We start from the raw sequence: 25,172 nt of genomic DNA, 5'->3' as shown, positions 1-25,172 counted from the left end.
CCGTCGCGCCGGCGGGGGGTGGGGGGGGGGGGGGGGGGCGCCCGGGGGGATGGCGGGGGGGGGGCCCCGGGGCCGGCGGGCCCCCACCCCTCAGTGCGTGTTACGGGGTACCGCTACTTGTCGAAATTCTCGTCGAAGGCGTCGCGGGCCCTGTCCTTGGCCTGGTCAGCCGCCTGCGAGGCGCGCTCGGACGCCTCCTCCTGCTGACCGGAGGCCTTCGCCCGCTCCGCGAGTTCCTTCGCCTTGTCCTGGAACTGGTCCCTGATGCCCATGTGTCCTCACTCCTGTAACGGTGTTCGGTAAGGGGAACGCGACCAGTCTCGCCCAGGTGGACATTCATCGCATTCCGGTCAGAGACTCCGGCTGCGCTCCTGCTCGTCCGCGGCCCCGCCGGCCCCCACAAGCCCCTTGGAGACACTGGCCAGTCGCGGTTCGAACCGCTTCATCTCACGCTGTCCGACTGCCGAGATGATCCCCGGCAGGTACCCGCGGAAGCCCTGCATGCCGCGCAGCCACCACTGCGCGTACACGTGCGGGGAACGCCGCTCGATGCCCGCCACGATCCGGTCGACGGCCGGCCCCAGCGGGTACGTCCGGTTCGACGGCCACGGCAGCCGCTGGCGCAGCTCGCGCATGACCTCGTCCTGGTCGGCGCCGCGCACCATGTCGGTGTCGGTCCAGGACAGGTAGCCCACACCCACCTTGACCCCCTTGTAGCCGACCTCGGCGCTCAGGCAGTGCGCGAAGGCCTCGACCCCGGACTTGGAGGCGCAGTAGGCCGTCATCATCGGCGCCGGGGTGATCGCCGCGAGGGAGGCGATCTGCAGGAAGTAGCCGCGGCTCTCCGTCAGCACGGGCAGGAAGGCGCGGGCGGTGACGGCGCCGCCGATGAGGTTGACCTCGATGACCCGGCGCCAGGCGTCGGGGTCGGAGTCGGCGAAGGGCCCGCCGGAGGCGACCCCGGCGTTGGCGACGACGATGTCCACCTTGCCGAAGCGCTGCTTGACCTCCTGCGCGACCCGGGCCATCGCCTCGTGGTCGGTGACGTCGGCGTACCAGTGGTCGCTGTCGGTGTGCAGCCGCTCCGAGACCTCCTTGAGCGCCTCGGGCTCCAGCCCCACGAGGGCCACCTTCGCGCCGCGGGCGGACAGTTTGCGGGCGAGCAGTTCGCCGACCCCGCGCGCGGCCCCCGTGACGACGGCGACCTGGCCTTCCAGACTCCGGCGAGCGCTCACAGGGTCTTCTCCTTCGCGGGTTCGTTGACGTGGGAACGGCCGACATACGCCGCGGCGAGCTCGCGCAGGGCGGCGGTGACGGCCTCCGGGGCCTCGATCGGGCTCATGTGGCCCACCCCGGTCAGTTCGGTGAGGCCGACGCAGTTCGGCAGCGCGGCCGCCAGCCCCCGGGCGTGCACGATCGGCGTCAGCCGGTCGCTCTTGCCCCCGAGGACGGCGGTGGGCACGGTCAGCGCGGCCAGCTGCGCATCCAGGTCCAGGGAGGCCAGCACCCCGGACCAGGCGTGCCGCACCGGCGTGGGGCAGGCGTGCACGATCCGTGCGCAGGCCTCGACCTTGTCGGGCGCGGAGCCGGGGCCCATCGTGGCGTACTTCAGCACCTTGCGGGCGACGGGGGTGACGGGCCCGAGCGGGGCCCGGGATCCCAGGACCGCCCCGGTGACCCGGGTCCGCGCACGGCCGGCGCGCCACGGCAGCACCTGCGACTCCGCCACCAGCCGGCCGCTGCCGGTGCTGCACAGCAGCGCGGCCGCGGCGTGCTCGGCGAACTCCGGCCGGGCGGCGGCGGCCATGACCGTCATCCCGCCCATGGAGTGGCCCGCGACGACCGCCTTCTCGCCGGGGGCGAGGGTGGCCCCCAGCACCGCGACCAGGTCGTCGGCGAGGGCGGCGGTGCCGTAGCCGGAGACGGCGCCGGCCGGGCTGCGGCCGTGGCCCCTCTGGTCGTAGGCAATGACCCGGTGTTCGGTGGACAGGGCCCGTATCTGCGCGGCCCAGAAGGCGGTGGAACAGGTCCAGCCGTGCGCGAGCACGACGGCCGGGGCTCCGTCCTCGCCGTGCACCTCGACGTGCAGGCGCGCACCGTCGGCGGAGGTGGCGACCAGCTCCCGGCGGGCGGCCGGCGGGGCGTACGGCCCGGCGGTGACGTGCGTCAGGCGGCTCACGCGGCCCCCTCCTGCACCGCTTCGGCCACCGCTCCGGCCCCACCGGCCACCGGGACCCGCTCGCGCTCGCGGCCCCGTACGACCTCGTACTCGCCCAGGTCCACGCCCAGGGTCTCCTTGCGGAACTCCCCGGTGGTGCCCGGCCAGACCGTGGTGTTGCGGCCCTGCGCGTCCAGGTACCAGCTGGTGCAGCCACCGGTGTTCCACACGGTGCGCTCCATCCGGGTCTGGACCTGCCGGTTCCAGGCGTTGACGGCGGAGGGCCGGGCGGCGAGGGCGACCTTTCCCCCCAGGACGCCTAGCTGGCGCATGTAGTCCGCCATGTAGTTCAGCTGCGACTCGATCATCAGGATCATCGAGCTGTTCCCGAGACCGGTGTTCGGCCCGATGATCGTCATCCAGTTGGGGAAGCCCGCCGCGGTGGCCCCGCGCAGCGACTGCATCCCGTCCTTCCAGACCTCCGCGAGGGTCTTGCCGTCCACGCCCACCACCCGGTCGGCGATCGGCATGTCCGTGACGTGGAAGCCGGTGCCGAAGACGATCGCGTCGACCTCGGTCTCGGTCCCGTCGGCCGCGACCAGCACCGAACCGCGGATCTCCTTCAGCCCGGAGGCCACGAGGTCCACGTTCGGCCGGGCGAGCGCCGGGTAGTACTCGCTCGACAGCAGGATCCGCTTGCAGCCGATGCGGTACGAGGGCGTCAGCTTGGCCCGCAGCTCCGGGTCCTTGATCGAGCGCGCCATGTTCGCCTTGGCGAGGGACTCGATCAGCCCGAGCTGGTTGGGCCGCTTGGTGAAGGCGCTGACCTGGAGCTCCCGGATCCCCCACAGCAGCCCGCGGCGGGCCGCCCGGGTGAAGGGGAGCTGGCGGTGCAGCCAGCGCTCCACCGAGGTGATCGCCCGGTCGGTGCGCGGCATCACCCACGGCGGGGTGCGCTGGAAGAGGGTGAGCCGCTCCACCTCGGGCGCGATGGCGGGCACGATCTGGATGGCGGAGGCGCCCGTACCGATCATGGCCACGCGCTTGCCGCGCAGGTCGTAGTCGTGGTCCCAGCGGGCCGAGTGGAAGACCTTGCCGGGGAAACCGGCGAGTCCGGGTATCTCGGGCATCTTCGGGTCCGACAGCGGCCCGGTGGCGGAGACGACCACGTCGGCGGTGAGGTCCCCGCCCGCGGTCTCTATCTCCCACCGCATCGCGTCGGCGTCCCACCGCATCATGCGGACCTCGTGGTTCAGCCTGATGTGGCGGCGCAGCCCGAAGGTGTCGGCCACGTGCTCCAGGTACTCCCTGATCGCGGGCTGCCCGGAGAAGGTGCGGGGCCAGTCCGGATTGGGAGCGAAGGAGAAGGAATACAGGTGGGAGGGCACGTCGCAGGCGCACCCGGGGTAGTTGTTGTCCCGCCAGGTGCCGCCGACGGAGTCGGCGCGCTCCAGGACGACGAAGTCCGTGATCCCCTCGCGCCTCAGCCGCACCGCGGCGCCCAGCCCGCCGAACCCGGACCCGATCACCGCCACGCGTACGTGTTCGCGGCCCTGCTCTCGTTCCTGCCCGCGCCCGTCCATGCCACCACCCATGCCAGCCACCTTCGGATGCCGATGCCAACGCCCATTCAGATGCTGCCAGCAATCACTGGCACAATCGGGAGAGTAGAGCAGCCCCGTACTCATGGGTAGGGGTCGCGCCGGGAAAGTTACCGGGAGTACGCCCTAGGCTGCCCGAGTGCCGCGACAATGCGACGCAAGACGCCGCACCACCCACCTCAGCGACAGAAGCAAGGACCACAGTGCGCGAATACCGCACGGAAGAGCTGGCCGAGGCCGCCGGCATACCCGTACGCACCCTGCGCTTCTACCGTGAGCGCAAGCTCCTGCCGCCGCCGCGCCGCGAGGGCCGCATCGCCTGGTACGACGACCAGCACCTGGCCCGGCTGCGCACCATCGCCGCCCTGCTGGAGCGCGGCCACACCCTGGGCGGGATAGCCGAGCTGACCGTGGCCTTCGAAAACGGCCGCGACGTGGGCCAGCTGGGTGAGCTGCTCGGCATCGGCTGGTCCGAGGAGACCCCGGTGCGCCTGACGCCCGAGGCCCTCGCCGACTACTTCGAGGGGGAGGTCACCCCGGAGAACCTGGCGGCCTCGCTCGACCTCGGCTACCTCGCCACCGACGGCGAGGAGATCGTCCACGTCAGCCGCCGGCTGCTGGACGTCTCCTCGGCCCTGGTCCGCGAGGGGGTGCCGCTCTCGGCCGTCCTGGAGGCGGGCCGCCGGGTCCGCGAGCACGCGGACGCGATGGCGGTCCTGTTCGCGGACCTCATCTCCACCCACATCTCCGAGGAGGCCGTCCCGCGGCTGCGCCCCCTGGCCAAGAGCGTGGTCGAGGCGGAACTCACGATGGCCATGGACCGCCTGCGCCCGCCCGCGCCGGGCCCCTCCGGGCCCTCGTCCCCTCAGACGCCGAGCTCGTAGACCACGGTCACGGGGGCGTGGTCGGACCAGCGCTCGGGGTGCGTCTCGGCCCGCTCCACGAACGCCTTGACGGCCTTGGCGGCCAGCCCCGGCGTCGCCACCTGCAGGTCGATCCGCCAGCCGGCGTCGTTGTCGAAGGCCCGCCCGCGGTAGGACCACCAGGAGTACGGCCCCTCGGTGTCCGGGTGCAGGCTCCGCACCACGTCCACGTACCCGGCGGTGTCGTACACCTGCCCGAGCCACTCGCGCTCCTCGGGCAGGAAGCCGGCGTTCTTCCGGTTGGTCTTCCAGTTCTTCAGGTCGGCTTCCTGGTGGCAGATGTTCCAGTCACCACAGACGACGACCTCGCGCCCGTCCGCCGCGGCCCGCACCTTGAGCTCCTTCAGATAGCCGAGGAACTCCCCCATGAACCGGTACTTCTCGTCCTGCTTCTCGGTCCCGGCCTCCCCGGAGGGCAGGTAGAGGCTGGCGACGGTCACACCGGGCAGGTCGACCTCCAGGTACCGCCCACTGCTGTCGAACTCCTCGCTCCCGAATCCGACCTGCACCCGCTCCGGCTCCCGCCGCGTGTACACCGCGACCCCGGCCCGCCCCTTGGCGGCGGCCGGCGCGAACACGGTGTGCCACCCCTCGGGCGCCCGCACCTCCTCCGGAATCTGCCCCTCCTCGGCGCGCACTTCCTGCAGGCAGACGACGTCGGCGTCCGACCCGGCCAGCCAGGGCGAGAACCCCTTCTTGGCGGCGGCGCGGATCCCATTCACATTCACGGAGGTCACAGAGAACATCCCTGCACGATAGCCGGAGCGTTCCGTACGCTGTTCTGATGTCTCAGGAGATCCAGCTCCGCGCCGTGTCGTACGACGACCCGGACGCGGTCAAGCTCAATGACCAAGTACAGATCGAATACCAGGAGCGGTACGAGGGCGAGGGCGACGAAACCTTCCTCGACCCGGCGATGTTCGCCCCGCCGAGCGGCCTCTACCTCCTCGCCTACGACGCTGCGGGCGCCCCGGTCGCCAGCGGCGGCTGGCGCAGCCACGAGGCGAACGACGAGGGCTACGCCGACGGCGACGCCGAGCTGAAGCGCATGTACGTCATCCCCGAGGCCCGAGGCCTCGGCCTGGCCCGCCGCATCCTCGCCGCCCTCGAAGCGGACGCCCGCGCGGCCGGCCGCGTACGCATGGCCCTGGAAACCGGCGACCAGCAGCCGGAGGCGATAGCCCTCTACCTCTCCGAGGGCTACACCCTGACGGACGCCAAGTTCGGCCACTACCGCTTCCACGACTCCAGCCGCTGCATGACCAAGCCGCTGAACCCGTCGTAACACCCCCCGAGTCGGGCGGTGCCCGCGCCCGACTCGTTCGGGTCGGGCCCCGAACGCAAAAGATCCCGCCCGGTCTTCCGACCGGACGGGATCTCGTGACGTTCTCGGGAGCAACCCGTGAACTGTCGTTTGTGGACCTGTGGGGATTTGAACCCCAGACCCCCTCGATGCGAACGAGGTGCGCTACCAGACTGCGCCACAGGCCCTTGCGACGTGTGAAACATTAGCATCCCCTCGCGGGTGCTCCAAAACCGGTATCGGGGAGCGTCCGCGCAGGTCATCGATCACTCGTTCGCGGCGCGCGGGCGCTCGTCGCCCTCGTACTGGTCGAAGAGCGGCGTACGGGCCGCGTCCCGCGGGCGGGGGCGGGGCGAGGGGGCCGACGGCTGGGCGCGCAGGCGGGGTTCGGTCGGCTCGGCCGTGCTGGAGCGGGTCGCGCTCCAGGGGTCCGGGGTCGCCGGACCGGTGGCGCGCGGGGCGACCGGGGCCGTCACGTACGTCGGGAGCGGCACCGGGACGGGCTCCCAGCTGTCACCGCGGGCGGGTCCGCGCTCGCGCTCGCGCTGCTGGTCCACCCATTCGGCGTGGTCGGTCTGCTCGACCAGGGCGCGCCGGCCGGCCTCCTGCGGGGAGACGGGTGGCGCAGGGTCCGGGTCGGAGCCGGCCGCGGCCTCGGACTCGCGGCGGCGCGGGCGGTTCTCGCGCAGGTGGCGGGCGGCCGCCTCGGCGCGGCGCCGGTCCATGGTGAACTCGTAGCGGCGTCGCTCCTGGACCCGCAGGTGCACGATGTACGTGCTCAGCAGCAGGGCGGGGACGGCCGGGGCCCACAGGTACTGGAGTCCGCCGACGGCGGCGGAGACGGCGCCGAGGGTGAAGATCAGGAAGAGCAGCGCGGTGGTGCGCCGGCGGCGGGCCAGGACGACGAGGCGCTGCTCGCGGCGGGCCCGCTCCGCGCGGTCGGCCCGCTCGGAGGCGGCCGATCTCGGTTCGGAGCGGGTCGGCGGGGGCACGACGACGGCCCGGGCGTCGGCGGCGTCCACGGATTTGACCGTTTCCGTCGCGGCGTCCGGGTCCGCGGGGGGCTGGGGTCCCGCCTCCTCGTCACCGCGCTCACGCAGCCCCTTGGCGTAACGGCGCTCCATTCCCGCCCGGCCGGAAAGCAGCCGGATGGCGGTGGAGAAGCGTTCCGTCGGACGGGCTTCGTTCAGCTCGTCCTGCCTCCGGAGCCACATGGGCACCAAGTAGGCGGCCCAGGCCCCGACGATGACTGCGTAGATGAGGCCGCTGCTGCTCACACCCCACACCGTAGAGGGGCGCGGCCGGGCGGATCCGCCAATTGGGACGGCGTGTCGCACGATCTCGCTGATATCACGGACTTTTTTTGTGATTCTTCGGATCAGGTTATGGGCGAATCGGTCATTGAGCGAAGGAATTCGAACAGATATCGGATTTCTATTGTTCCGACGGCTCGCCCGGCGCCGCGGGACCGTGCGGATGGCGTCCGCGGTGCCAGCGGCGCAGCAGACCCTCCCGCGCCTCCTCCGCCGTCAGCGCGTAGACGAGGTGATCGCGCCAGGCCCCGTCGATGTGCAGGTACCGCGGGCGCAGTCCCTCCTCGCGGAAGCCGAGCTTCTCCACCACCCGGCGGCTCGGACCGTTCTCCGGGCGGATGCACACCTCGATCCGGTGCAGCCCGACCTTGCCGAAGCAGTGGTCCACCGCGAGCGCGACCGCCGTCGGCATCACTCCGCGGCCCGCCACGTCCCGGTCCACCCAGTAGCCGACGTGGCCCGCGCACATCGAGCCCCAGGTGATCCCGGCGACCGTCAACTGGCCCACCAGCCGGCCCTGGTACTCGACGACGAAGGGCAGCATGCGCCCCGCGTTCGCCTCCGCCCGCAGGTGGCGCACCATCTGGCGGTACGTCGGCCGCTGGATCACCGGCCCCCAGGGGGCGGGCGGCGGGATCGTCGCCTCCCACGGCCGGAGCCAGTCGCGGTTGCGGCGGTTGACCTCGCGCCAGGCGGCCTGGTCCCGCAGTTTTATCGGCCGGAGCGATACGTCGCCGTCCGTCAGCACCACCGGCCAGGTGGGGCCGTTCAGCTCGTGCTCCCCGGCGGTCTGGCCTCGGGACGCGGGTGGTCGCCGCCCCGGATCTGGTCGACGGCGTGCAGCAGCACCCGGGACAGGACCGCGATCCCGTCGCGGACCCCGCCCGTGGAACCGGGCAGGTTCACGATCAGGGTGCGTCCGGCCACGCCCGCCAGGCCCCGGGACAGGGCCGCGGTGGGCACCTGCGCCAACGACTCGGCGCGGATCGCCTGCGGGATGCCCGGGATCTCGTAGTCCAGGATCCGGGCGGTGGCGTCGGGGGTCCGGTCGGTCGGCGAGATGCCGGTGCCGCCGGTGGTCAGGATGACGTCGTACCCGGCGGCCACGCCCTCGCGCAGGGCCGCCTCCACGGGATCCCCGTCGGGGACCACGCGCGGGCCGTCCACCGCGAAGCCGAGCGCGCGCAGGCCCTCGGCGAGCACCGGGCCGCCCCTGTCCGCGTACACGCCCTGCGAGGCCCGGTTGGAGGCCGTGACCACCAGCGCGCGCAGTCCGGGCGCCGCGGACGTCACCGGCTGAGCCTGAGCCTGCGCCTGCGCCTGCGGGGCATGGGCGTGGCTGTGGACCTCGCCGCCGCGCGGGGCGTTCACGAGCGCGCCCAGTCGCCGGACTTGCCGCCCGTCTTCTCCTCGACCCGCACGTCGGTGATGACCGCGCCCTTGTCGACGGCCTTGACCATGTCGATGACGGTGAGCCCGGCGACCGCGACCGCGGTCAGCGCCTCCATCTCGACGCCCGTGCGGTCGGTGGTCTTGACGGTGGCGAGGATCTCGACGGCGTCGTCGGTGACCTTCAGGTCCACCTTCACCCCGGAGACGGCCAGCGGGTGGCACAGCGGGATCAGGTCGGGGGTCTTCTTCGCCCCCATGATCCCGGCGATCCGCGCGGTGGCGAGGGCGTCGCCCTTGGGCACGCCCTCGCCCCGCAGCAGTTCGATGACCCGGGGAGAGACGAGCACGCGCCCGCTGGCCCGCGCCGTCCGGGTGGTGACGTCCTTCGCCGAGACGTCGACCATCCGGGCCGCGCCGGCCTCGTCGATGTGCGTCAGCCTGGTGCCGGCGGCGCCGCCGGCGCTGCTCTGCGTACTCATATCTGCGTGCCGCTCCCGTCCGGGCCCCGCAAGGGCCTGTGTGGTGCAACACGCTACCCGCATCCGCGGAACCTCAGCCGAGCAGGATCACTTCCAGCTCGGCCCCGGGCTCCACCGAGGTCACGTCCTCCGGTACGACCATCAGCGAGTCGGCGTGCGCCAGCGCGGCGATCAGGTGCGAGCCCGCTCCGCCGACCGGGCTGACCGTGCCGGACTCCGCGTCGTACTTGCCGCGCAGGAACTGCCGGCGGCCCGCCGGGGAGCCGATGGCCTTGTCCGCCTTCAGCACCGCGCGCACGCTCGGCCGGCTGACCTCGGAGTCGGGCAGGCCCATGAGGGCCCGGATCGCGGGGCGCACGAACAGCTCGAAGGAGACGTAGGAGGAGACCGGGTTGCCGGGCAGGGCCAGCAGCGGGGTGTGGTCGGGGCCGATGGTGCCGAAGCCCTGCGGCTTGCCGGGCTGCATGGCCAGCTTGCGGAAGTCGATCCCGGCGCCGTCCACCTCGCCGTCGCCCGTGGAGAGGTCCGTGAGGGCCTCCTTGACCACGTCGTACGCGCCGACGCTGACCCCGCCCGTGGTGACGAGCAGGTCGGCCCGGATGAGCTGGTCCTCGATGGTGGAGCGCAGGGTGTCGGCGTCGTCGGCGACGGCGCCGACCCGGTAGGCGATGGCTCCGGCGTCCCGCGCGGCGGCGGCCAGGGCGAAGCTGTTGGAGTCGTAGATCGTGCCGGGCGCCAGGGCCTCGCCGGGCTGGACCAGCTCGCTGCCGGTGGACAGGACGACCACGCGCGGGCGCGGACGCACCCGTACGGTGCCGCGCCCGATGGCGGCCAGCAGGGCGATCTGCGGCGGCCCGAGGACCGTGCCCGCGGCGAGCGCGAGGTCCCCGGCCTGTACGTCGCTGCCGCGCGAGCGGACGTGCGCCCGCGCCTCGGCGGCGCGGTGGACGCGCACCTCGCCCGCGGCGCCCTCGGGCGACTCGCTGGCGGGGGTCATCCCGGTGGCGGCGCCGCCACCCGTGCCGCCGTCGGTCCACTCGACCGGTACGACGGCTTCCGCGCCGGGGGGCAGCGGGGCGCCGGTCATGATGCGGGCGGCCTGGCCGGGGCCCACGGTCGGCAGCTCGCCGTCGCCGGCCGCCACGTCCCCGATGACCGTCAGCACCGCGGGGAACTCCTCGCTGGCGCCCTGGACATCGGCGGTCCGGACGGCATAGCCGTCCATCGAGCTGTTGTCGAAGGGCGGCAGGGCGACGGGCACGGTGACGTCCTCGACGAGGACGCAGCCCTGGGCGTCCAGCAGCTGGAGCTCGATGGGCTCCAGCGGCCGGACCGTACCGAGGACGTCCGCCAGGTGCTCGTCCACCGACCAGAGGCGCTGGGAGTGGCTGTCCTGCGGTGCGTCGGGCTTGCTCAAGGTCCTACATCTCCTCCGTGACGTAATGGTGAAGCCAGGTGCGGAACTCCGGGCCCAGGTCCTCACGCTCGCACGCGAGTCGGACGATGGCCCGCAGGTAGTCCCCGCGGTCGCCGGTGTCGTAGCGGCGGCCCCGGAAGACCACGCCGTGCACCGGGCCTCCGACGGTCTCGTCGGCGGCCAGCTTCTGCAGGGCGTCGGTCAGCTGGATCTCACCGCCGCGGCCCGGCTCGGTCTCCCGCAGTATGCCGAAGATCGCCGGATCGAGTACGTACCGTCCGATGACCGCGTAATTGCTGGGCGCGTCAGCGGCGTCCGGCTTCTCCACGAGACCGGTGATGCGGACCACGTCCGCCTCGTCGGTGGGCTCGACCGCGGCGCAGCCGTACAGGTGCACCTGGGAGGGGTCGACCTCCATCAGCGCGACGACGGTGCCGCCGGCGCTCTGCTGGATCTCCGTCATGCGGCGCAGCAGCGGATCGCGGGGGTCGATGAGGTCGTCGCCGAGGAGGACGGCGAAGGGCTCGTCGCCGACGTGCGGTTCGGCGCACAGCACGGCATGGCCGAGGCCCCGGGGGTCGCCCTGGCGGACGTAGTGCATGGTGGCCAGGTCGCTGGACTCCTGGACCTTCTTGAGCCGGTCGTCGTCGCCCTTGGCGATGAGTGCGGACTCCAGCTCGTAGTTGCGGTCGAAGTGGTCTTCGAGAGCCCGCTTGTTACGGCCCGTGATCATGAGAATGTCGTCGAGGCCGGCCGACACGGCCTCCTCGACTACGTACTGAATGGCCGGCTTGTCCACCACAGGGAGCATTTCCTTGGGTGTGGCCTTGGTTGCGGGAAGGAACCGAGTGCCGAGGCCCGCGGCCGGGATGACGGCCTTTTTGATCACGGGGTGCAACTGAGTCATGAGCGGAACGATAGTCGCTCGTGCTGTGAGCCACGTGTGCTTCAGATGAACATGATCAGGTTTACCCCGATAGAAAGCGATACGAGCCAACCGTGACAGAGAACCAGCCTTCGAGGGCCAAGACGGACCTGCGCCGGGAACTCCTCGCGGCCCGCCGCGCCTTGTCCGCCGACGCCCTGCGCACGGCGGCCGAAGCCCTCTCCCGCTCCGCCCTGGACCTGCCCGAACTCGGCTCCGCCCACACCGTGGCCGCCTACGTCTCCATCGGCTCCGAGCCCGGCACCCGCGAGCTGCTCGACGCCCTGCGGGCGGCCGGCGTCCGCGTGCTGCTGCCCGTCCTGCTGCCCGACAACGACCTCGACTGGGCGGCGTACGAAGGCCCCGGCAGCCTGGCCGAGGCCGCGCACCCGGGGAAGATGCGGCTCCTGGAGCCCGCCGGTCCCCGGCTCGGCCCGGACGCGGTGACCGGCGCCGACGCCGTACTGCTGCCCGGACTGGCCGTGGACCGGCGGGGCATGCGGCTCGGCCGGGGCGGAGGCTCGTACGACCGGGTGCTGGAACGGCTGGAGCGCGCCGGGGCGCATCCCGCGCTGATCGTGCTGCTCTACGACGACGAGGTGGTCGCGCGGGTCCCGGAGGAACCGCACGACCACCCCGTACGGGCGGTGGCCACCCCGTCAGGGGTGCTCCGCTTCAGCGCTTAGACCCCGCGGTCACGAACTCTCGGGCTGGAGGGTCAGGGTGTCGACGGTCGCCTTCTCCACGGCGTCCTTCCCGAAGGCCCAGTCCAGCAGTTCGCCCTTGGCCCACAGCGTCGTCTGGTCCGTGTAGTGGTCGTGGTACGCGTGCCCCGAGGCTCCCGTCAGGTTGATCCAGCGGGACTTGTCGAAGTCGGCGAGGTTCACGACCATCCGCATCGACGGCACCCAGGTGACCCCGTACCCGCTGGAGGCGTTCCAGCCGGTCGCGTTGACGGTGGCCTCGCCGCCGCCCAGGTTCCAGGGGCCGCGGTTGAGGAGCCACTGGAGGTAGCCGGGGCCCTCGGTGCCGATCGTCTGGTTCTTCAGCATCAGCTGGTGCATGCGGCCCCAGCTCCAGGTCGACTGGTCCTTGCCGAGCTTGGCGGTCAGCTCCCAGCGGGCGTCCTTCATGGCCCGCGCGAAGAGCTGGTCGCGGGTGGTGGTGGCGGCCACGGTGCGGCCGACGGCGGGCGACTGCCACCAGGCCGAGTTCTCGTCCTTGATCAGGCGGCGGACCACCTCGAACCAGCGGTCACCGCCGTCCGGCTGCGCCGAGTCGGAGCCGCGCTCACCGCATTCGCGGACCATCTTGACGAGGTCGTCGGCCGGGCCGGTCGTCGACTCGGGGACGTTCATGCAGCTGCCCTCGACCCGCAGCTCCTTGGGCATCTTGTCGCCGAAGGCCAGCTTGAGGATGTTGCGCCAGACCGCGTTGAAGTAGGCGGCGGCCGCCGAGTCGGGCTCCTGGGTGTAGTTCCAGCCGTCCAGGAGCTTCTGCGCGGAGCGGACGTCCGGGTCCGAGACGTCGATCTTGGCCAGCAGCGGGGTCAGCAGCGCGGCGATCTCGCTGCTGTTGTCCATCTGCATGGTGCGCATGTCGTCGGTGGAGATCTTCCCGCTGTCCTTGATCTTCGCCTCGATGAGGTCGTTGATCCGCTGACTGCGGGCGCCGTAGCCCCAGTCGGTGGTCAGCACGTACGGGTACTTGCCCTGGCCGCTCTCGGTGACGGCCTGGTTCGCGGTCACGATGAACCCGCGGTCCGGGTTGTACGCCCACGGCATCTCGTCCTGCGGGACGTAGCCGGCGCTGCCGTCCTTGCCGCCCTTCCAGGCGTACTTGGAGTCCCAGCCGGGGGCGGGCATCTTGCCGTCGCCGGTGGTGCGCATCGGGATGCGGCCGGGGGCCTGGTAGCCGATGTTGCCGTTGGGGCCCTTGTTGTCCGCGTAGATCAGGTTCTGCGAGGGGACCTCGAAGTCGCGGGCCGCGGTGCGGAACTCCTGGAAGTTCTTGGCCCGGTTGATCTTGAAGACGGCGTCCATCGACTTGCCCGGGTCCAGCGCGGTCCAGCGCAGGGAGACCCCGTAGCCGTTGCCGCGGTCGGGGGCGGCGCTGTTCACGGGGGCGCGGGCGCCGACCGTGGCGATCTCGTCGCTGCGGTCGGAGATCAGCGGGCCGTTGTTGGTGGACCGGACGGTGATCTTCTTCTCACCGCCGCCGGCGATCTTGATGACCTCTTCGCGGGTGGTGAAGGGGAGCGTCTTGCCGTCGTAGACGTAGCCCTCGGGCTTGACCTGCTCCAGGTAGAGGTCGGTGACGTCGGCGCCGAGGTTGGTCATGCCCCAGGCGATGTCGGCGTTGTGGCCGATGACCACGCCCGGCATGCCGGAGAAGGTGTAGCCGGCCACGTCGTACTGGCACGAGGCCGAGGCCGCCCGGCAGTGCAGGCCCATCTGGTACCAGACCGAGGGCAGCTGCGGGGAGAGGTGCGGGTCGTTCGCGAGGAGCGGCTTCCCGGTGGTCGTGTACTTGCCGGCGACGACCCAGGAGTTCGAGCCGATGCCGCTGCCGGCCGGGCCGAGGATCGCGGGGATCTCGTCGAGGGTCTTGGCCAGCGCGCCGAGCTGCGTGCGCAGGCCGACGGTGGCGCCCTGGGCGGTGGCGCTGCCGGCCAGCCCGGTCTCGCCCACGGTCTGGGTGGAGGCCTGGGAGCCGGTGGTGCCGCTCTGCCCGCCGGTGTTCGAGCCGGAGCCCACGGGGCTGCCGGAGCCGGGAGCGGCCGCGGGGGTGTACTTCCCGCTCTTGACGGTGCCGCCCTCGACGATCGGACGGTTGCGGTCGAAGGGGTAGGGCGGGTAGAGGTCGTCGATCTGCGCCTGCGAGAGCTTGCCCGTCATCAGCGCGCGGTCGATCTCGTCCTGCATGTTGCCGCGCAGGTCCCAGGCCATGGCCTTGAGCCAGGCCACCGAGTCGACCGGGGTCCACTGCTCGGGCGCGTAGTCGTCGCTGAGCTTGAGGGCGGCGTGCTCGACGGAGAGGTGCTTGCCGGACTTCCCCTTCAGGTACGCGTTGACCCCGTCGGCGTAGGCCTGGAGGTACTTCTTCGTCTCGGTCGACAGCTTGGTGTCGTACTCCTGCTGCGCGACCTGGCGCCAGCCGAGCGTGCGCAGGAAGGCGTCCGTCTCGACCTGGCCGGCGCCGAACATCTCCGAGAGCCGCCCGGAGGTCATGTGGCGGCGTACGTCCATCTCCCAGAACCGGTCCTGCGCGTGCACGAAGCCCTGTGCGCGGAAGAGGTCCTCGTCGGAGTCGGCGTACAGCTGGGGGATTCCGTTGGCGTCGCGCTTGACGTCGACGGTCCCGGTCAGGCCGGGCACCTTGAGGGAGCCGGTGGTCTGCGGGAACGAGGCCCGCACGCTGTCCACGCTCCAGTACGCCCCGTAGCCGAGGCCAGCGAAGAGCGCCAGCACCAGGACGAGCACGATCAGACGGGCGCGTCGTCCCTTCTTCTTGACGGAAGGGGCGGTTTCGTTGGCGGGCATCGCTGTCCTTAGAGGGGCAGGGTGGTCCTGGGAGTGCTGGGAGCAACCATAGGCGCAGGACCGGGTGCGTTGATCCGCCAGGGGTCGAGCTCATGACGACAGCTCATGACGACGGGTCATGAGGACAGGGCCCCTCAGGCGTTTCACAATGTGGCTAACGAGTAAAGGGCGCGTCAAAGATTAGGTAAGGTAACGAAGTACTTGCCGTCCGTGCCCGTGCCGGAACGATCCGTCAGTCCGACGTCCCCCGTTCCGTCATCGTCAGGCACGTCGAGGAAAGGGCCGCCCGCTGACTGTCCACACGCTCAATGAGCTCCTGCTGGTCTGCTCGCTCGTGCTGCTCGTCGCCGTGGCGGCGGTGCGCGTCTCTTCGCGCAGCGGACTGCCCAGCCTGCTCATTTACCTCGGCATAGGTGTCGCCATAGGCCAGGACGGCATCGGCAACGTCGTGTTCGACAACGCCGAGCTGACCCAGGTGATCGGCTATGCCGCGCTCGTGGTGATCCTCGCCGAGGGCGGTCTGGGCACGAAGTGGAAAGAGATCAAGCCGGCCCTGCCGGCCGCGATCGTGCTGTCGCTGGTCGGCGTCGCCGTCAGCGTGAGCGTGACCGCGGCGGGCGCGCACTACCTGGTCGGACTCGAATGGCGGCAGGCCCTGCTGATCGGTGCGGTCGTCTCCTCGACCGACGCGGCGGCCGTCTTCTCGGTCCTGCGCAAGGTCCCGCTCCCCTCCCGGATCACGGGTGTGCTGGAGGCCGAGTCCGGCTTCAACGACGCCCCCGTCGTCATCCTGGTCGTGGCCTTCGCCACGGTCGGACCGGTCGACCAGTGGTACGTCCTCATAGGCAAGATCGCGCTGGAGCTGGCGATCGGCGTCGCCATCGGCCTGACCGTGGGCTTCCTGGGCTCCTACGGGCTGCGGCACGTGGCACTGCCCGCCTCGGGCCTCTACCCGATCGCGGTGATGGCGATCGCGATCACCGCCTACGCGGCCGGCGCGATGGCGCACGGCTCCGGCTTCCTCGCCGTGTACCTGGCGGCGATGGTGCTCGGGAACGCGAAGCTCCCCCACTGGCCGGCCACCCGGGGCTTCGCGGACGGGCTCGGCTGGATCGCCCAGATCGGCATGTTCGTCCTGCTCGGCCTGCTGGTCACCCCGCACGAGCTGGTCCACGACTTCTGGCCGGCCGTCGTCATCGGGCTGGTGCTGACCATGGTGGCGCGGCCGCTGGAGGTCTTCGTCTCGCTGCTGCCGTTCCGGCTGCCCTGGCAGGAGCAGGCCCTGATGTCGTGGGCCGGCCTGCGCGGCGCCGTGCCCATCATCCTGGCGACCATCCCGATGGTGTCCGGGATCGAGGGCAGCGAGCGCGTCTTCAACATCGTCTTCGTGCTGGTCGTCGTCTACACCCTGGTGCAGGGCCCGACGCTGCCGTGGCTCGCGCGCACGCTCAAGCTGGGCAACAGCGACGAGGCCGCCTCCGACCTGGGGATCGAGTCGGCGCCGCTGGAGAAGCTGCGCGGACACCTGCTGTCCTTCGCGATCCCGCCCGCCTCGCGCATGCACGGCGTGGAGGTGAGCGAGCTGCGGCTGCCGCCCGGGGCCTCCGTCACGCTGGTCGTACGGGATGCACGCAGCTTCGTACCGGCGCCCTCGACCGTGCTGCGGCGCGGGGACGAGCTGCTGGTCGTGGCCACGGACCCGGTACGGGACGCGGCGGAGGCGCGGCTGCGGGCGGTGGCCCGGGGCGGCAAGCTGGCGGGCTGGCTGGGGACCGGCGGGGAAGGGAACGGGGCCGGAGCCGCGGGCGGGAAAGCCAAGGCCAAGGGGGTCGGCAAGGGCTCGGCCACGGGCTCGGGCAAGGGGTCCGGAAAGCGCTCCGGCGCGGGTTAGAGCGACGCTCTAATTCAACATTTTCGATGCCCTTTGCCCGTATTCACCCCCGTTTAGGCGGGGCTTGAATGCGAAGTTCCAGTTAATCGCAGGTGAAGACACGCCCTGTAGCCCTAATCACAGGGCGTATCAGCCGATCTGCCTGTACGATTAAGGAACAACACATCGAACCAACTCTGCCTGACGCAGAGCTGGCGCGACCGCAAAGCGGCCGCGGCATCCTCCCGCAGTGGGTGCCCAGGTATCACTCGGTTTTGCGCAAGAGGACAGCTCTCGGGTCTCCCACATGTACGGGTGCGATCGCTCACAAGGCGGCGCATCGTCCGCAGACGGGGAGTTCTACCAGGCAGCGGAAAGGCCAGGCCGTGACATCCGCGGTCACGACCGACAAGTCCGCCCCGTCCACCCGACCCGGCTACGGGCAGCTCCTGCGCACGCCCGGCGCCCTCGGCTTCGTTCTCCCGGGATTCGCCGCGCGACTCCCCTTCGGCATGCTGACGATCAGCATCCTGCTGCTCGTCCAGCACACCACCGGTTCCTACGGAAGCGCCGGCATCGTCGCCGCCTTCACCGGTATCGCCATGGCCGTGTTCGCCCCGGTCATGGGCAAGCTCATCGACCGCCACGGCCAGAGCGCCGTCCTGGTCCCGGTGGCCCTCGTACACGCCACCGCCGTCAGCTCCCTGGTGGCGTTCGCGCTGCTGGGTGCGCCCGTCTGGGCGCTCGCACTGGCGGCCGTCCCCGCCGGTGCCTCCGTCCCGCAGGTCGGACCCATGGTCCGGTCCCGCTGGGCGGCCAAGCTCGAGGGCTCCCCGCTGCTGCCCACGGCCGCCGCGTTCGAGTCCGTCACCGACGAGTTCACCTTCGTCGTCGGCCCGGTGCTCGCCACCGCGCTGTGCACCGGCATCAACCCGGCCGCCGGCCTGGTCACCGAGGCCGCGCTGACCCTGATCGGCGGCCTGCTCTTCGCCGCCCAGCGCGCCACGCAGCCCAAGCCCGTCGCCCGCCCGGCGCACGGTGAGAAGCACGCCCCGGCCCTGTCGTTCCACGGCCTGCGCGTCCTGATCGTCGCCTTCATCGGCATCGGCGCCGTCTTCGGCGGCATGCAGGTCTCGCTCGCCGCCTTCTCCGAGGAGATCGGCAACCCGGGCGCCAACGGTCTGCTCTACGGCGTCTTCGCCGCGGGCAACATGATCGCCGGCATCGCCTGCGGCGCCATCGCCTGGAAGATCGGCCCGCGCCGCCGCCTGATCCTCGGCTACATCGGCCTCACCGCCGCCGCCTCGGTCCTGTGGGCCGCGAACTCGATGATCCTGCTCGGCGCGCTCGGCCTGGTCGTCGGCCTGTGCATCGCCCCCGCGCTGATCACCGGCTACACCATGATCGACAAGCTGATCCCGGCCACCTCGCGGACCGAAGCCTTCACCTGGCTCACCGGAGGCGTCGCCTTCGGTCAGGCCGGCGCCGTGACCCTGGCCGGCCGCCTGACGGACGCGCACGGATCCTCGTACGGGTTCCTCGTGCCGATGGTCGCCACCGTGCTGGCCCTGACCGTCCTGCTGGCACTGCGTGCGAAGCTGGCCCCGAAGGCCCCGAGCCGGATCATCAGCTCGTCCAAGCCGACCGCCCAGACTGCTCAGACCACCTCCGCGGCACCCGCCGCGGGTGTGAACGAGCGTGGTCTGGGTCACCGCGTGCCGGTGACGGTGGACTGATCCGCCGGAATACGTCACCATGGAGCGTCGTTAGCACTCATTGAGTCAGAGTGCCAGGAGGAAATTCGTGCCGACCTACCAGTACCAGTGCACCGAGTGCGGTGAGGGCCTTGAGGCCGTGCAGAAGTTCACCGATGACGCACTGACCGTGTGCCCGAGCTGCGACGGACGCCTGAAGAAGGTGTTCTCCGCGGTCGGCATCGTCTTCAAGGGATCCGGTTTCTACCGGAACGACAGCCGCGGTTCTTCGTCGAGCAGCACGCCTGCCTCGAAGCCCGCGTCCGCGCCGGCGTCCACCCCGGCCGCGTCGTCCTCGTCGTCTTCGTCCTCGGCTTCTTCGTCCTCGACCTCGACCTCCTCGTCGTCGTCGAGCACGTCCGCCGCCTGACGCGCTCCAAGGCTTCATCAGCTGCAACAGCTTCACCCGAGGCCCTGCCCGTCCCCACGGACGGCGGGGCCTTCGGCATGCCCCGTTAGGGTGGCCGCATGGCGAATGCAGAGATCGGTGTCATCGGCGGATCGGGCTTCTACTCCTTCCTGGAGGACGTTTCCGAGATCCAGGTGGAGACGCCTTACGGACCCCCCAGCGACTCCCTCTACCTCGGCGAGCTCGCCGGCCGGACCGTGGCCTTCCTGCCCCGGCACGGCCGCAGCCACACCGTGCCCCCGAACAAGATCAACTACCGGGCCAACCTGTGGGCCCTGCGTTCCGTGGGCGTCCGCCAGGTGCTGGGCCCCTGCGCGGTCGGCGGCCTGCGCCCCGAGTACGGCCCGGGCACCCTGCTCGTTCCCGACCAGCTGGTCGACCGTACGAAGTCCCGCGCCCAGACCTTCTTCGACGGGGAGCCGCTGCCGGACGGCTCGGTACCCAACGTCGTGCACACCACCTTCGCCGACCCGTACTGCCCCGTGGGCCGCTCGGTGGCGCTGGCGGCGGCGCGCGGGCGCGACTGGGAGCCGGTGGACGGCGGCACCATGGTCGTCATCGAGGGTCCGCGCTTCTCCACGCGCGCCGAATCGCAGTGGCACGCCGCGGCCGGCTGGTCGGTGGTCGGCATGACGGGCCACCCCGAGGCGATCCTCGCGCGCGAGCTGGGGCTCTGCTACACCTCGATGGCGCTGGTCACGGACCTGGACGCGGGCGCCGAGACGGGCGAAGGGGTCTCCCACACGGAGGTCCTCAAGGTCTTCGGCGAGAACGTCGGCCGGCTGCGCGAGGTCCTCTTCGACGCGGTGGCCGCCCTGCCCCCGACGGAATCCCGCGCCTGCCTGTGCACCCACGCACACGACGGCTGGGACCTGGGCATCGAGCTGCCGTAGCCGACTGCGCCTGTGTGCACGCCCGCCCCGTCCGGCGCCTTCGCGGCGCCGGACGGGGCGGTTTCTGTTTCTGTTCGCGGGCAGGCCGCTAGCGCACGGTGAACCGGGTCTTGATCACCTTGCCGTTGACCAGGACCTCGGAGGCCATGATCGAGGTGGTGGCCGGGTCCCGGACGGTGAAGTTCAGCGCGAACGTGCCGTCCAGACCGATCATGCGGGTGACACAAGGGTCGGAGGTCTTCGACCCGTCCGCCTTGCGGCCGCTCACCACGACCGTCGCCACCGGGGCGAAGCTGCGCCCGGTGACCTGTACGACCGTGCCCACGGGACCGCTGTCGGGAGACAGTGCGTAGGAGGGCGCGGGCGGCGGCGGGGTGCCGCCGACGGTGAACCGGGCCAGCGCCTTCTTCCCGTTCACGAGCCACTCGCGCGCCTGGAGGGCGACGGTGGCGGGGTCGTTGACCGTGAAGGTCTGGGAGAAGCTGCCGTCGAGGCCGACCACCTTGGTCTTGTAGCTGTCGCCGGTCTTGGCGCCGTCCGCCTTCAGCCCGTCGATCTGGACGGTGCTGACCGGGGCGAACCCCTGGCCCACGACGGTGACCTTCGTACCGGTCGGACCCGTGGACGGGGAGAGCGTGATGAACGTCTTCGCCACCGTGAGCGGGGCCGTGACGTGCAGCCCGCCGGAGGTGACCTGCACCTGGTAGGCCCCTTCGCCCGCCGAGGAGGCGAGCGTGACCGTACCGGAGAGGGCCCCGGAGGCGCTGACGCCCAGGTTCGCCGTCGCGATCTTCGCCGGGTCGCAGCCGGTACCGTCCGCCGCGCACAGGGCGGCCGAGGCGGCGGCGCCCGCGGGCCAGCCGGTGCCGGAGAGGGAGACCGTGGCGCCCGGTTTCACCGTGGCCGCGCCGGTGGCGAGGGTGACGGGGTTGGTGGTGACGGTGAAGGGGACGTTGGTCTCGGTGCCGGCCACGGCGCCTTCGTCGGTGTGGATGAAGGCGATGGCCGGGTCACTGATGGTGAACTCGGTGGTGAAGGTGCCGTCGGTGGTGGTGCTCGGATAGACGGCGGTGTCGTCGAGCGTGTTGCCGTCGGCGTCCAGTGCGACCACGTTGAGCTGCTGGTCCTGGTGGTAGTTCTTCCCCGACACGGTGATCACGGAGCCGACCGGACCGTGATCGGGGCTCGGGGTCAGCTCGTACGGGCCCGCCGGGACGTACGCCTTCACCTGGAGCGGAGCCCTCGCCTGCTTCGTACCGTCGCTCACCTGGACGGAGTACGAACCGTCCGGGACCGTCCAGGAGCTCGCGAGGGCGATGCTGCCGCCCAGACCGCCCGAGGCGTCGATGGCCAGGGTGCTCGACGCGATCAAGGCCGCATCGCAGTTGCCGCCCGCCGCGTCGCACAGCGTCGGGGTCGCGGTGGCACCCGGGGTCCAGCCGCCGCCCGACAGCGCCACGGACGTGCTCGGCTTCACGGGACCGGCCGGGGCCGAGACCGTCGCCTCCGTGCTGCCGCCGCCCTGGGCCGTCACCGTCGCCACGGTCCCGCCGCCGGCGGTCACGTCGCAGGGGGTCTGGTAGGTGCCGCCGAAGACCACGGTGGTGGTACGGGTCCGCACGGGGGCCAGGTTGACCACGCCGGAGGCGTTGGCCGGGAGGAAGAAGTCGCCTTCGAAGGGCGGGAGGACGACGGACTGGCCGCTGGTGTAGTCGAGGTTGACCGTCGGCCCCTGGATGGTGACCGTGCCCGTGGCCCCGCCGGACAGCGCGAGTTCGATCGCCGGGGTGGTCGGGATGTTGCTGAGGTTGGTGGTGCTCTTCGCCGGGCTGACGCCGAGGGTGATCCTGGCGTGGACCTTGCCGCCCGGCGGGACGCTCGTGCTGCTCAGGTCCACGGTCATGCTCTGCGGACCGGTGGCCTCGCCCTGTCCGGCGGGCAGGGAGCAGTGCACGGTGGGGCTGACGGTGCCGGCCTGGGCCACGGGGGCGAGGGCCAGACCGCCCGCGGCCAGGATCAGGGCGATACCGCCCGTGACCAGCGGTGTGCGCCTCGGCAGTCTTCGGTGCGAGAGCATCCGGTCTCCCTTTGTCGTTGGGGGCGTGGGGTGGTGGGGGTGCGGGTGGTGCGGGCGTGGGGCGTGGGGGCCGGGATCCCGCGCGGGTGCGCGGAACCCCGGCCCGGCGATGCGTGGAGCGGTCTGCGCCGGGACCCGGCCGTGCGTGCGCCGGGTCCCGGTACGGCTCAGGACAGCGAGAGCGTGAGCGTCGCCGCGTAGTTCCCGCCGGGGACGACCGCCGGGACGTGGAGGTTCAGCCCGGCCGAGGCGTCGTAGACGCCACCGACCACGCTGCCGCCCGCTTGTACCTGGCAGAGGCCGGCCGGGGTGGCGCCGAGGGCTCCGGGTGCTCCCGCGGTCGGGGTGCCGATCGCGTCGGCGTGTGCCGAGCAGGACGGGGTCCAGCTCACGGCGCCGGCCGGGATCACGGCCGTACCGCCGCCGGCGGCGGTGAAATCGCTGAGCGTGCCGGTCAGCGACCAGCCGGCGGTGCCACCCCTGGCGTCCGATACCTGGATCGGGTTGAGGGCGCCGGGGACGTCATGGCTCGTACCGTCCAGCTGGACGGCCCCGAAGTTCACTTCCCCGCCGGCCTGGCTCATCGAGAGCGGGCCGGGCGTGACGGAGAAGGTGAACTTCTGCGTGCCGGTGCCGCCTTCGCCCGGTCCGCCGCCGGTGGTGACGGTGAAGGGGACCTTGGTGTCGGTGCCTTCCACGCCTCCCTCGTCGGTGTGGATGAAGGCGATGGCCGGGTCACTGATGGTGAACTCGGTGGTGAAGGTGCCGGCGGTGGTCGTGTTCGGATAGACGGCGGTGTCGTCGAGCGTGTTGCCGTCGGCGTCCAGTGCGACCACGTTGAGCTGCTGGTCCTGGTGGTAGTTCTTCCCCGACACCGTGATGACCGTGCCCACCGCGGCCCGGTCCGGATAGGCCCTCAGCTCGTACGGGCCCGCCGGGACGTACGCCTTCACCTGGAGCGGAGCCCTCGCCTGCTTCGTACCGTCGCTCACCTGGACGGAGTACGAACCATCGGGGATCGTCCAGGAGTTGGCGAGGGTGATGCTGCCGCCGAGTGCGCCGGCCGCGTCGATGCTCAGCGAACTGCCGGTCAGCTTCGTCGCGTCGCATCCGCCGCCGCCCGCGTCGCACAGGGTCGGGGTCGCGGTGGCGCCCGGGGTCCAGCCGGCCCCCGACAGGGTCACCGACGTGCTCGGCTTCACCGGACCGGCCGGCACCGACACCGTCGCCTCCGCGCCGCCGCCGCCCTGCGCGGTGACCGTGGCGACCACGCCACCGCCGCTGACGACCTCGCAGGGGGTGTTGTAGTTGCCTCCGAAGACCACGGTGGCCGTGTTCATCTTCACGGGGGTGAACTGGATCGGCCCGGAGGCGTTCGCCGGGACGAAGAAGTCGCCCTCGTAGGGCGGGATCACGATCGGGGCGGGCGCCGCCGGGACGTCCACCGGGACCGTCGGCCCCTGCACGGTCACCTTGCCCGTGGCCCCGCCGGACATCACGAGATCGATCGAGGGGGTGGACGGCACGTCGTCGAGTTTGAACGGGCTGGTCGCAGGGCCGGGGCCGAGGGTGACCTTGGCGTGTACCTTGCCGCCCGGCTGCACCGTGGCCGGGGTGAGGTCGACGGTGATGTCCTGAGGGCCCGAGGGGTCGCCCTGGCCGGCCGGCAGGACGCAGTGCACGGTGGGGTGAATCGTTCCCGCCTGTGCCGTGGGCGCGAGCACCGCGCCCGCCAGGGCGAGGACGGTGGCCACACCGCCCCCTAACAGCACCGATCTCCGGGCCACCGGACTTCGCTGGAAGAACACCTGATCTCCTCATTCGCGAGTAGGAGTTCCGGCCCGCTCGTGGATGAGCCGGCCGGCGGTCCGAGCGGCCGGCTGAGAGCGGTTTCCCTTTCGGTAAATTTCCGCACCCATCTCACGCAATGCCTGCGGCGTGCCGAAATGGGCAAGGAAATGCCCGAGGGCGGAAGCGCGACTCTGTAACGCCCGCCCCCCTTTTGCTACAGCCCGCCCGTGCAGCTGTCAGGCCTGATCAAACGCATACGGTCCGGGGTGGCCGATGCACGCCCGGGCCACTCGGAGCGCCAGCGTCGCGCAGCTCGACGGATAAGGGAATAGGCAAGTTGACGGCACGTCAGATGAGATTTACGGAGCCGCCCGCAACGTCAACCCGAGGGCGCCGAGTCACGCGGACTTTACACCGCCGACTCACCTCCGTAATCACAAAGAATTTCACGAAACCGCTTGACTGCCACCCGAAAGCACGGCTTCACTGCAATTCGGGATACTGGATCCAGCCACAACGGGGCTCCGTCGAACGGGCGCCTCCGAGGCCCCGCCGCCGTCCTCCCGGGAATTCCCGTCACCAAGCGGCACGCTTCCGCTCCGGCGCGCCCGCGTTCCTGCGACACCCCTCATGTCCGCCAGGTCCTCGAAAGGAGCACCACCATGTCCCGCCTCAAGATCGCCGCCATCGCCACCGTCGGCGCGGCCGCCTTGGCGGCCTCGGTCGCACTGTCGACCAGCGCCTACGCCGTCGCCCCGGCCACCACCACCGCCACCTTCAACTGCGCCACCTGGGGAAGCGGCAGCGTGACCCTCACCGCCACCGACTCGGGCGGCGTCAAGAAGATCAAACTCGCGTCGACCGCCATCAAGGTGCCCGCGGGCACGGCCCCGATCGGGGCCAACACCATCGCGACCGTCGTCAAGGTCACGAAGAACGGCGTCGCCGGAACCACCCAGTTCTCCGGCACCGTCAACCCGCCCATGGTCGCGGGCGGTTCGGTCACCGTCGGCCCGCTCCCGCTCACCACGGGCACCCTGGTCGCGGGCAACACGACCAATGTCGCGCCGCTGGCCGGGGCTCCCGGCGCGGCCAACTTCACCGTCTCGATCACCCCGCCGGGCGTTCCGAGCATCTACTGCACCGCAACCAGCGCGCAGGCTTCGAACTTCACCTGGTAGCACCGGCCCTCGCCCGAGGGCACACGGCCGGCCGGAAGGGCCGGAGGGTGGCGGGTGGGAACATCGACCCGCCAACCGCTTCCGGGGCTCGCGCGGGAGCGACCGGGCCTCGCACGGGCTCGCAAGGGTGCCCCCGGGTTCGCT

At 71.4% G+C, this 25,172-nt stretch carries 22 protein-coding genes and 1 tRNA gene; 8 read left to right on the top strand and 15 right to left on the bottom strand.

Annotation, left to right across the window (positions count from 1 at the left end; genetic code table 11):
* Positions 1–113: 113 nt before the first annotated feature.
* From ACFWNV_RS29085 to ACFWNV_RS29070, 4 genes are all read right to left on the bottom strand, one after another.
* Positions 114–272, bottom strand: a complete 159-nt coding sequence (locus ACFWNV_RS29085) for a hypothetical protein (protein ID WP_383952762.1) — start codon at positions 270–272, stop codon at positions 114–116.
* Between the two features lie 78 nt (positions 273–350).
* Positions 351–1,235, bottom strand: coding sequence for an SDR family oxidoreductase (locus ACFWNV_RS29080; RefSeq protein WP_383952760.1), 885 nt, complete (start codon positions 1,233–1,235; stop codon positions 351–353).
* Complete coding sequence (locus tag ACFWNV_RS29075; protein WP_383952758.1) at positions 1,232–2,179, bottom strand: alpha/beta fold hydrolase; 948 nt, start codon at positions 2,177–2,179, stop codon at positions 1,232–1,234. Before ACFWNV_RS29075 ends, ACFWNV_RS29080 begins: the two co-directional genes overlap by 4 nt.
* Complete coding sequence (locus ACFWNV_RS29070; RefSeq protein WP_383952756.1) at positions 2,176–3,753, bottom strand: flavin-containing monooxygenase; 1,578 nt, start codon at positions 3,751–3,753, stop codon at positions 2,176–2,178. The genes ACFWNV_RS29075 and ACFWNV_RS29070 overlap by 4 nt, the downstream gene beginning before the upstream one ends.
* Before the next feature lie 209 nt (positions 3,754–3,962).
* On the opposite strand from ACFWNV_RS29070, the gene ACFWNV_RS29065 reads away from it, so the two are divergent.
* Positions 3,963–4,643 (top strand): MerR family transcriptional regulator, encoded by a 681-nt coding sequence (locus ACFWNV_RS29065; RefSeq protein WP_383952754.1) that lies wholly within the window; start codon positions 3,963–3,965, stop codon positions 4,641–4,643.
* Here ACFWNV_RS29065 and ACFWNV_RS29060 read toward each other — a convergent pair.
* Positions 4,625–5,428, bottom strand: coding sequence for an exodeoxyribonuclease III (locus tag ACFWNV_RS29060; protein WP_383952752.1), 804 nt, complete (start codon positions 5,426–5,428; stop codon positions 4,625–4,627). The two genes, ACFWNV_RS29065 and ACFWNV_RS29060, sit on opposite strands and share 19 nt — an antisense overlap.
* A 38-nt stretch (positions 5,429–5,466) precedes the next feature.
* On the opposite strand from ACFWNV_RS29060, the gene ACFWNV_RS29055 reads away from it, so the two are divergent.
* Positions 5,467–5,967 (top strand): GNAT family N-acetyltransferase, encoded by a 501-nt coding sequence (locus tag ACFWNV_RS29055; protein ID WP_383952750.1) that lies wholly within the window; start codon positions 5,467–5,469, stop codon positions 5,965–5,967.
* Between the two features lie 132 nt (positions 5,968–6,099).
* On the opposite strand, the gene ACFWNV_RS29050 is transcribed toward ACFWNV_RS29055, so the two are convergent.
* The 7 genes from ACFWNV_RS29050 to galU all read right to left on the bottom strand — a co-directional run bounded on the left by ACFWNV_RS29050 (position 6,100) and on the right by galU (position 11,493).
* Positions 6,100–6,173: transfer RNA gene (locus tag ACFWNV_RS29050), tRNA-Ala, on the bottom strand.
* 78 nt (positions 6,174–6,251) lie between these two features.
* Entirely contained in the window at positions 6,252–7,262 is a 1,011-nt protein-coding gene (gene glpR / locus ACFWNV_RS29045; RefSeq protein ID WP_383952748.1) for a gephyrin-like molybdotransferase receptor GlpR, read from the bottom strand.
* 157 nt (positions 7,263–7,419) lie between these two features.
* Positions 7,420–8,049: a GNAT family N-acetyltransferase gene (locus ACFWNV_RS29040; protein ID WP_383952746.1), complete on the bottom strand. Its 630-nt coding sequence runs from the start codon at positions 8,047–8,049 to the stop codon at positions 7,420–7,422.
* Positions 8,050–8,066: 17 nt separating this feature from the next.
* A complete protein-coding gene (locus ACFWNV_RS29035; protein ID WP_383952770.1) occupies positions 8,067–8,591 on the bottom strand; it encodes a molybdenum cofactor biosynthesis protein B in 525 nt (174 codons plus the stop codon).
* Positions 8,592–8,665: 74 nt separating this feature from the next.
* Positions 8,666–9,169, bottom strand: a complete 504-nt coding sequence (gene moaC / locus ACFWNV_RS29030; protein WP_243335354.1) for a cyclic pyranopterin monophosphate synthase MoaC — start codon at positions 9,167–9,169, stop codon at positions 8,666–8,668.
* 73 nt (positions 9,170–9,242) lie between these two features.
* On the bottom strand, positions 9,243–10,586 hold the full coding sequence (glp, locus tag ACFWNV_RS29025) for a gephyrin-like molybdotransferase Glp (protein WP_383952744.1): 1,344 nt from the start codon (positions 10,584–10,586) through the stop codon (positions 9,243–9,245).
* Positions 10,587–10,590: 4 nt separating this feature from the next.
* Positions 10,591–11,493: a UTP--glucose-1-phosphate uridylyltransferase GalU gene (gene galU / locus ACFWNV_RS29020; RefSeq protein WP_274553115.1), complete on the bottom strand. Its 903-nt coding sequence runs from the start codon at positions 11,491–11,493 to the stop codon at positions 10,591–10,593.
* Between the two features lie 92 nt (positions 11,494–11,585).
* On the opposite strand from galU, the gene ACFWNV_RS29015 reads away from it, so the two are divergent.
* Positions 11,586–12,197: a 5-formyltetrahydrofolate cyclo-ligase gene (locus tag ACFWNV_RS29015; protein ID WP_383952742.1), complete on the top strand. Its 612-nt coding sequence runs from the start codon at positions 11,586–11,588 to the stop codon at positions 12,195–12,197.
* A 9-nt stretch (positions 12,198–12,206) separates the two neighbouring features.
* On the opposite strand, the gene ACFWNV_RS29010 is transcribed toward ACFWNV_RS29015, so the two are convergent.
* The gene (locus ACFWNV_RS29010; protein ID WP_383952740.1) at positions 12,207–15,053 is read right to left on the bottom strand and encodes a penicillin acylase family protein; all 2,847 of its coding nucleotides are present in this window, start codon (positions 15,051–15,053) and stop codon (positions 12,207–12,209) included.
* A gap of 334 nt (positions 15,054–15,387) precedes the next feature.
* On the opposite strand from ACFWNV_RS29010, the gene ACFWNV_RS29005 reads away from it, so the two are divergent.
* The 4 genes from ACFWNV_RS29005 (at position 15,388) to ACFWNV_RS28990 (ending at position 19,979) form a co-directional block, all read left to right on the top strand.
* Positions 15,388–16,944 (top strand): potassium/proton antiporter, encoded by a 1,557-nt coding sequence (locus tag ACFWNV_RS29005; RefSeq protein ID WP_383952738.1) that lies wholly within the window; start codon positions 15,388–15,390, stop codon positions 16,942–16,944.
* 365 nt (positions 16,945–17,309) lie between these two features.
* A complete protein-coding gene (locus ACFWNV_RS29000; RefSeq protein ID WP_383952736.1) occupies positions 17,310–18,659 on the top strand; it encodes an MFS transporter in 1,350 nt (449 codons plus the stop codon).
* 67 nt (positions 18,660–18,726) lie between these two features.
* Positions 18,727–19,047, top strand: a complete 321-nt coding sequence (locus ACFWNV_RS28995) for an FmdB family zinc ribbon protein (RefSeq protein ID WP_383952734.1) — start codon at positions 18,727–18,729, stop codon at positions 19,045–19,047.
* 98 nt (positions 19,048–19,145) lie between these two features.
* The gene (locus ACFWNV_RS28990; protein ID WP_383952732.1) at positions 19,146–19,979 is read left to right on the top strand and encodes an S-methyl-5'-thioadenosine phosphorylase; all 834 of its coding nucleotides are present in this window, start codon (positions 19,146–19,148) and stop codon (positions 19,977–19,979) included.
* A gap of 88 nt (positions 19,980–20,067) precedes the next feature.
* Here ACFWNV_RS28990 and ACFWNV_RS28985 read toward each other — a convergent pair whose 3' ends face one another.
* Positions 20,068–22,056 carry a hypothetical protein gene (locus ACFWNV_RS28985; RefSeq protein WP_383952730.1) on the bottom strand — a complete coding sequence of 663 codons (1,989 nt, stop codon included), beginning with the start codon at positions 22,054–22,056 and terminating at the stop codon, positions 20,068–20,070.
* Positions 22,057–22,223: 167 nt separating this feature from the next.
* Positions 22,224–23,864, bottom strand: coding sequence for a hypothetical protein (locus ACFWNV_RS28980; RefSeq protein WP_383952728.1), 1,641 nt, complete (start codon positions 23,862–23,864; stop codon positions 22,224–22,226).
* A 645-nt stretch (positions 23,865–24,509) separates the two neighbouring features.
* Here ACFWNV_RS28980 and ACFWNV_RS28975 point away from each other — a divergent pair.
* Positions 24,510–25,028 (top strand): hypothetical protein, encoded by a 519-nt coding sequence (locus ACFWNV_RS28975; protein WP_383952726.1) that lies wholly within the window; start codon positions 24,510–24,512, stop codon positions 25,026–25,028.
* The last annotated feature ends 144 nt before the right edge of the window (positions 25,029–25,172 follow it).

The sequence above is a fragment of the Streptomyces sp. NPDC058401 genome, assembly GCF_042722885.1.
GTDB lineage: Bacteria > Actinomycetota > Actinomycetes > Streptomycetales > Streptomycetaceae > Streptomyces.
Note: the sequence above shows the minus strand (reverse complement) of the source record. Positions and strands in the feature narration are given on the sequence as shown.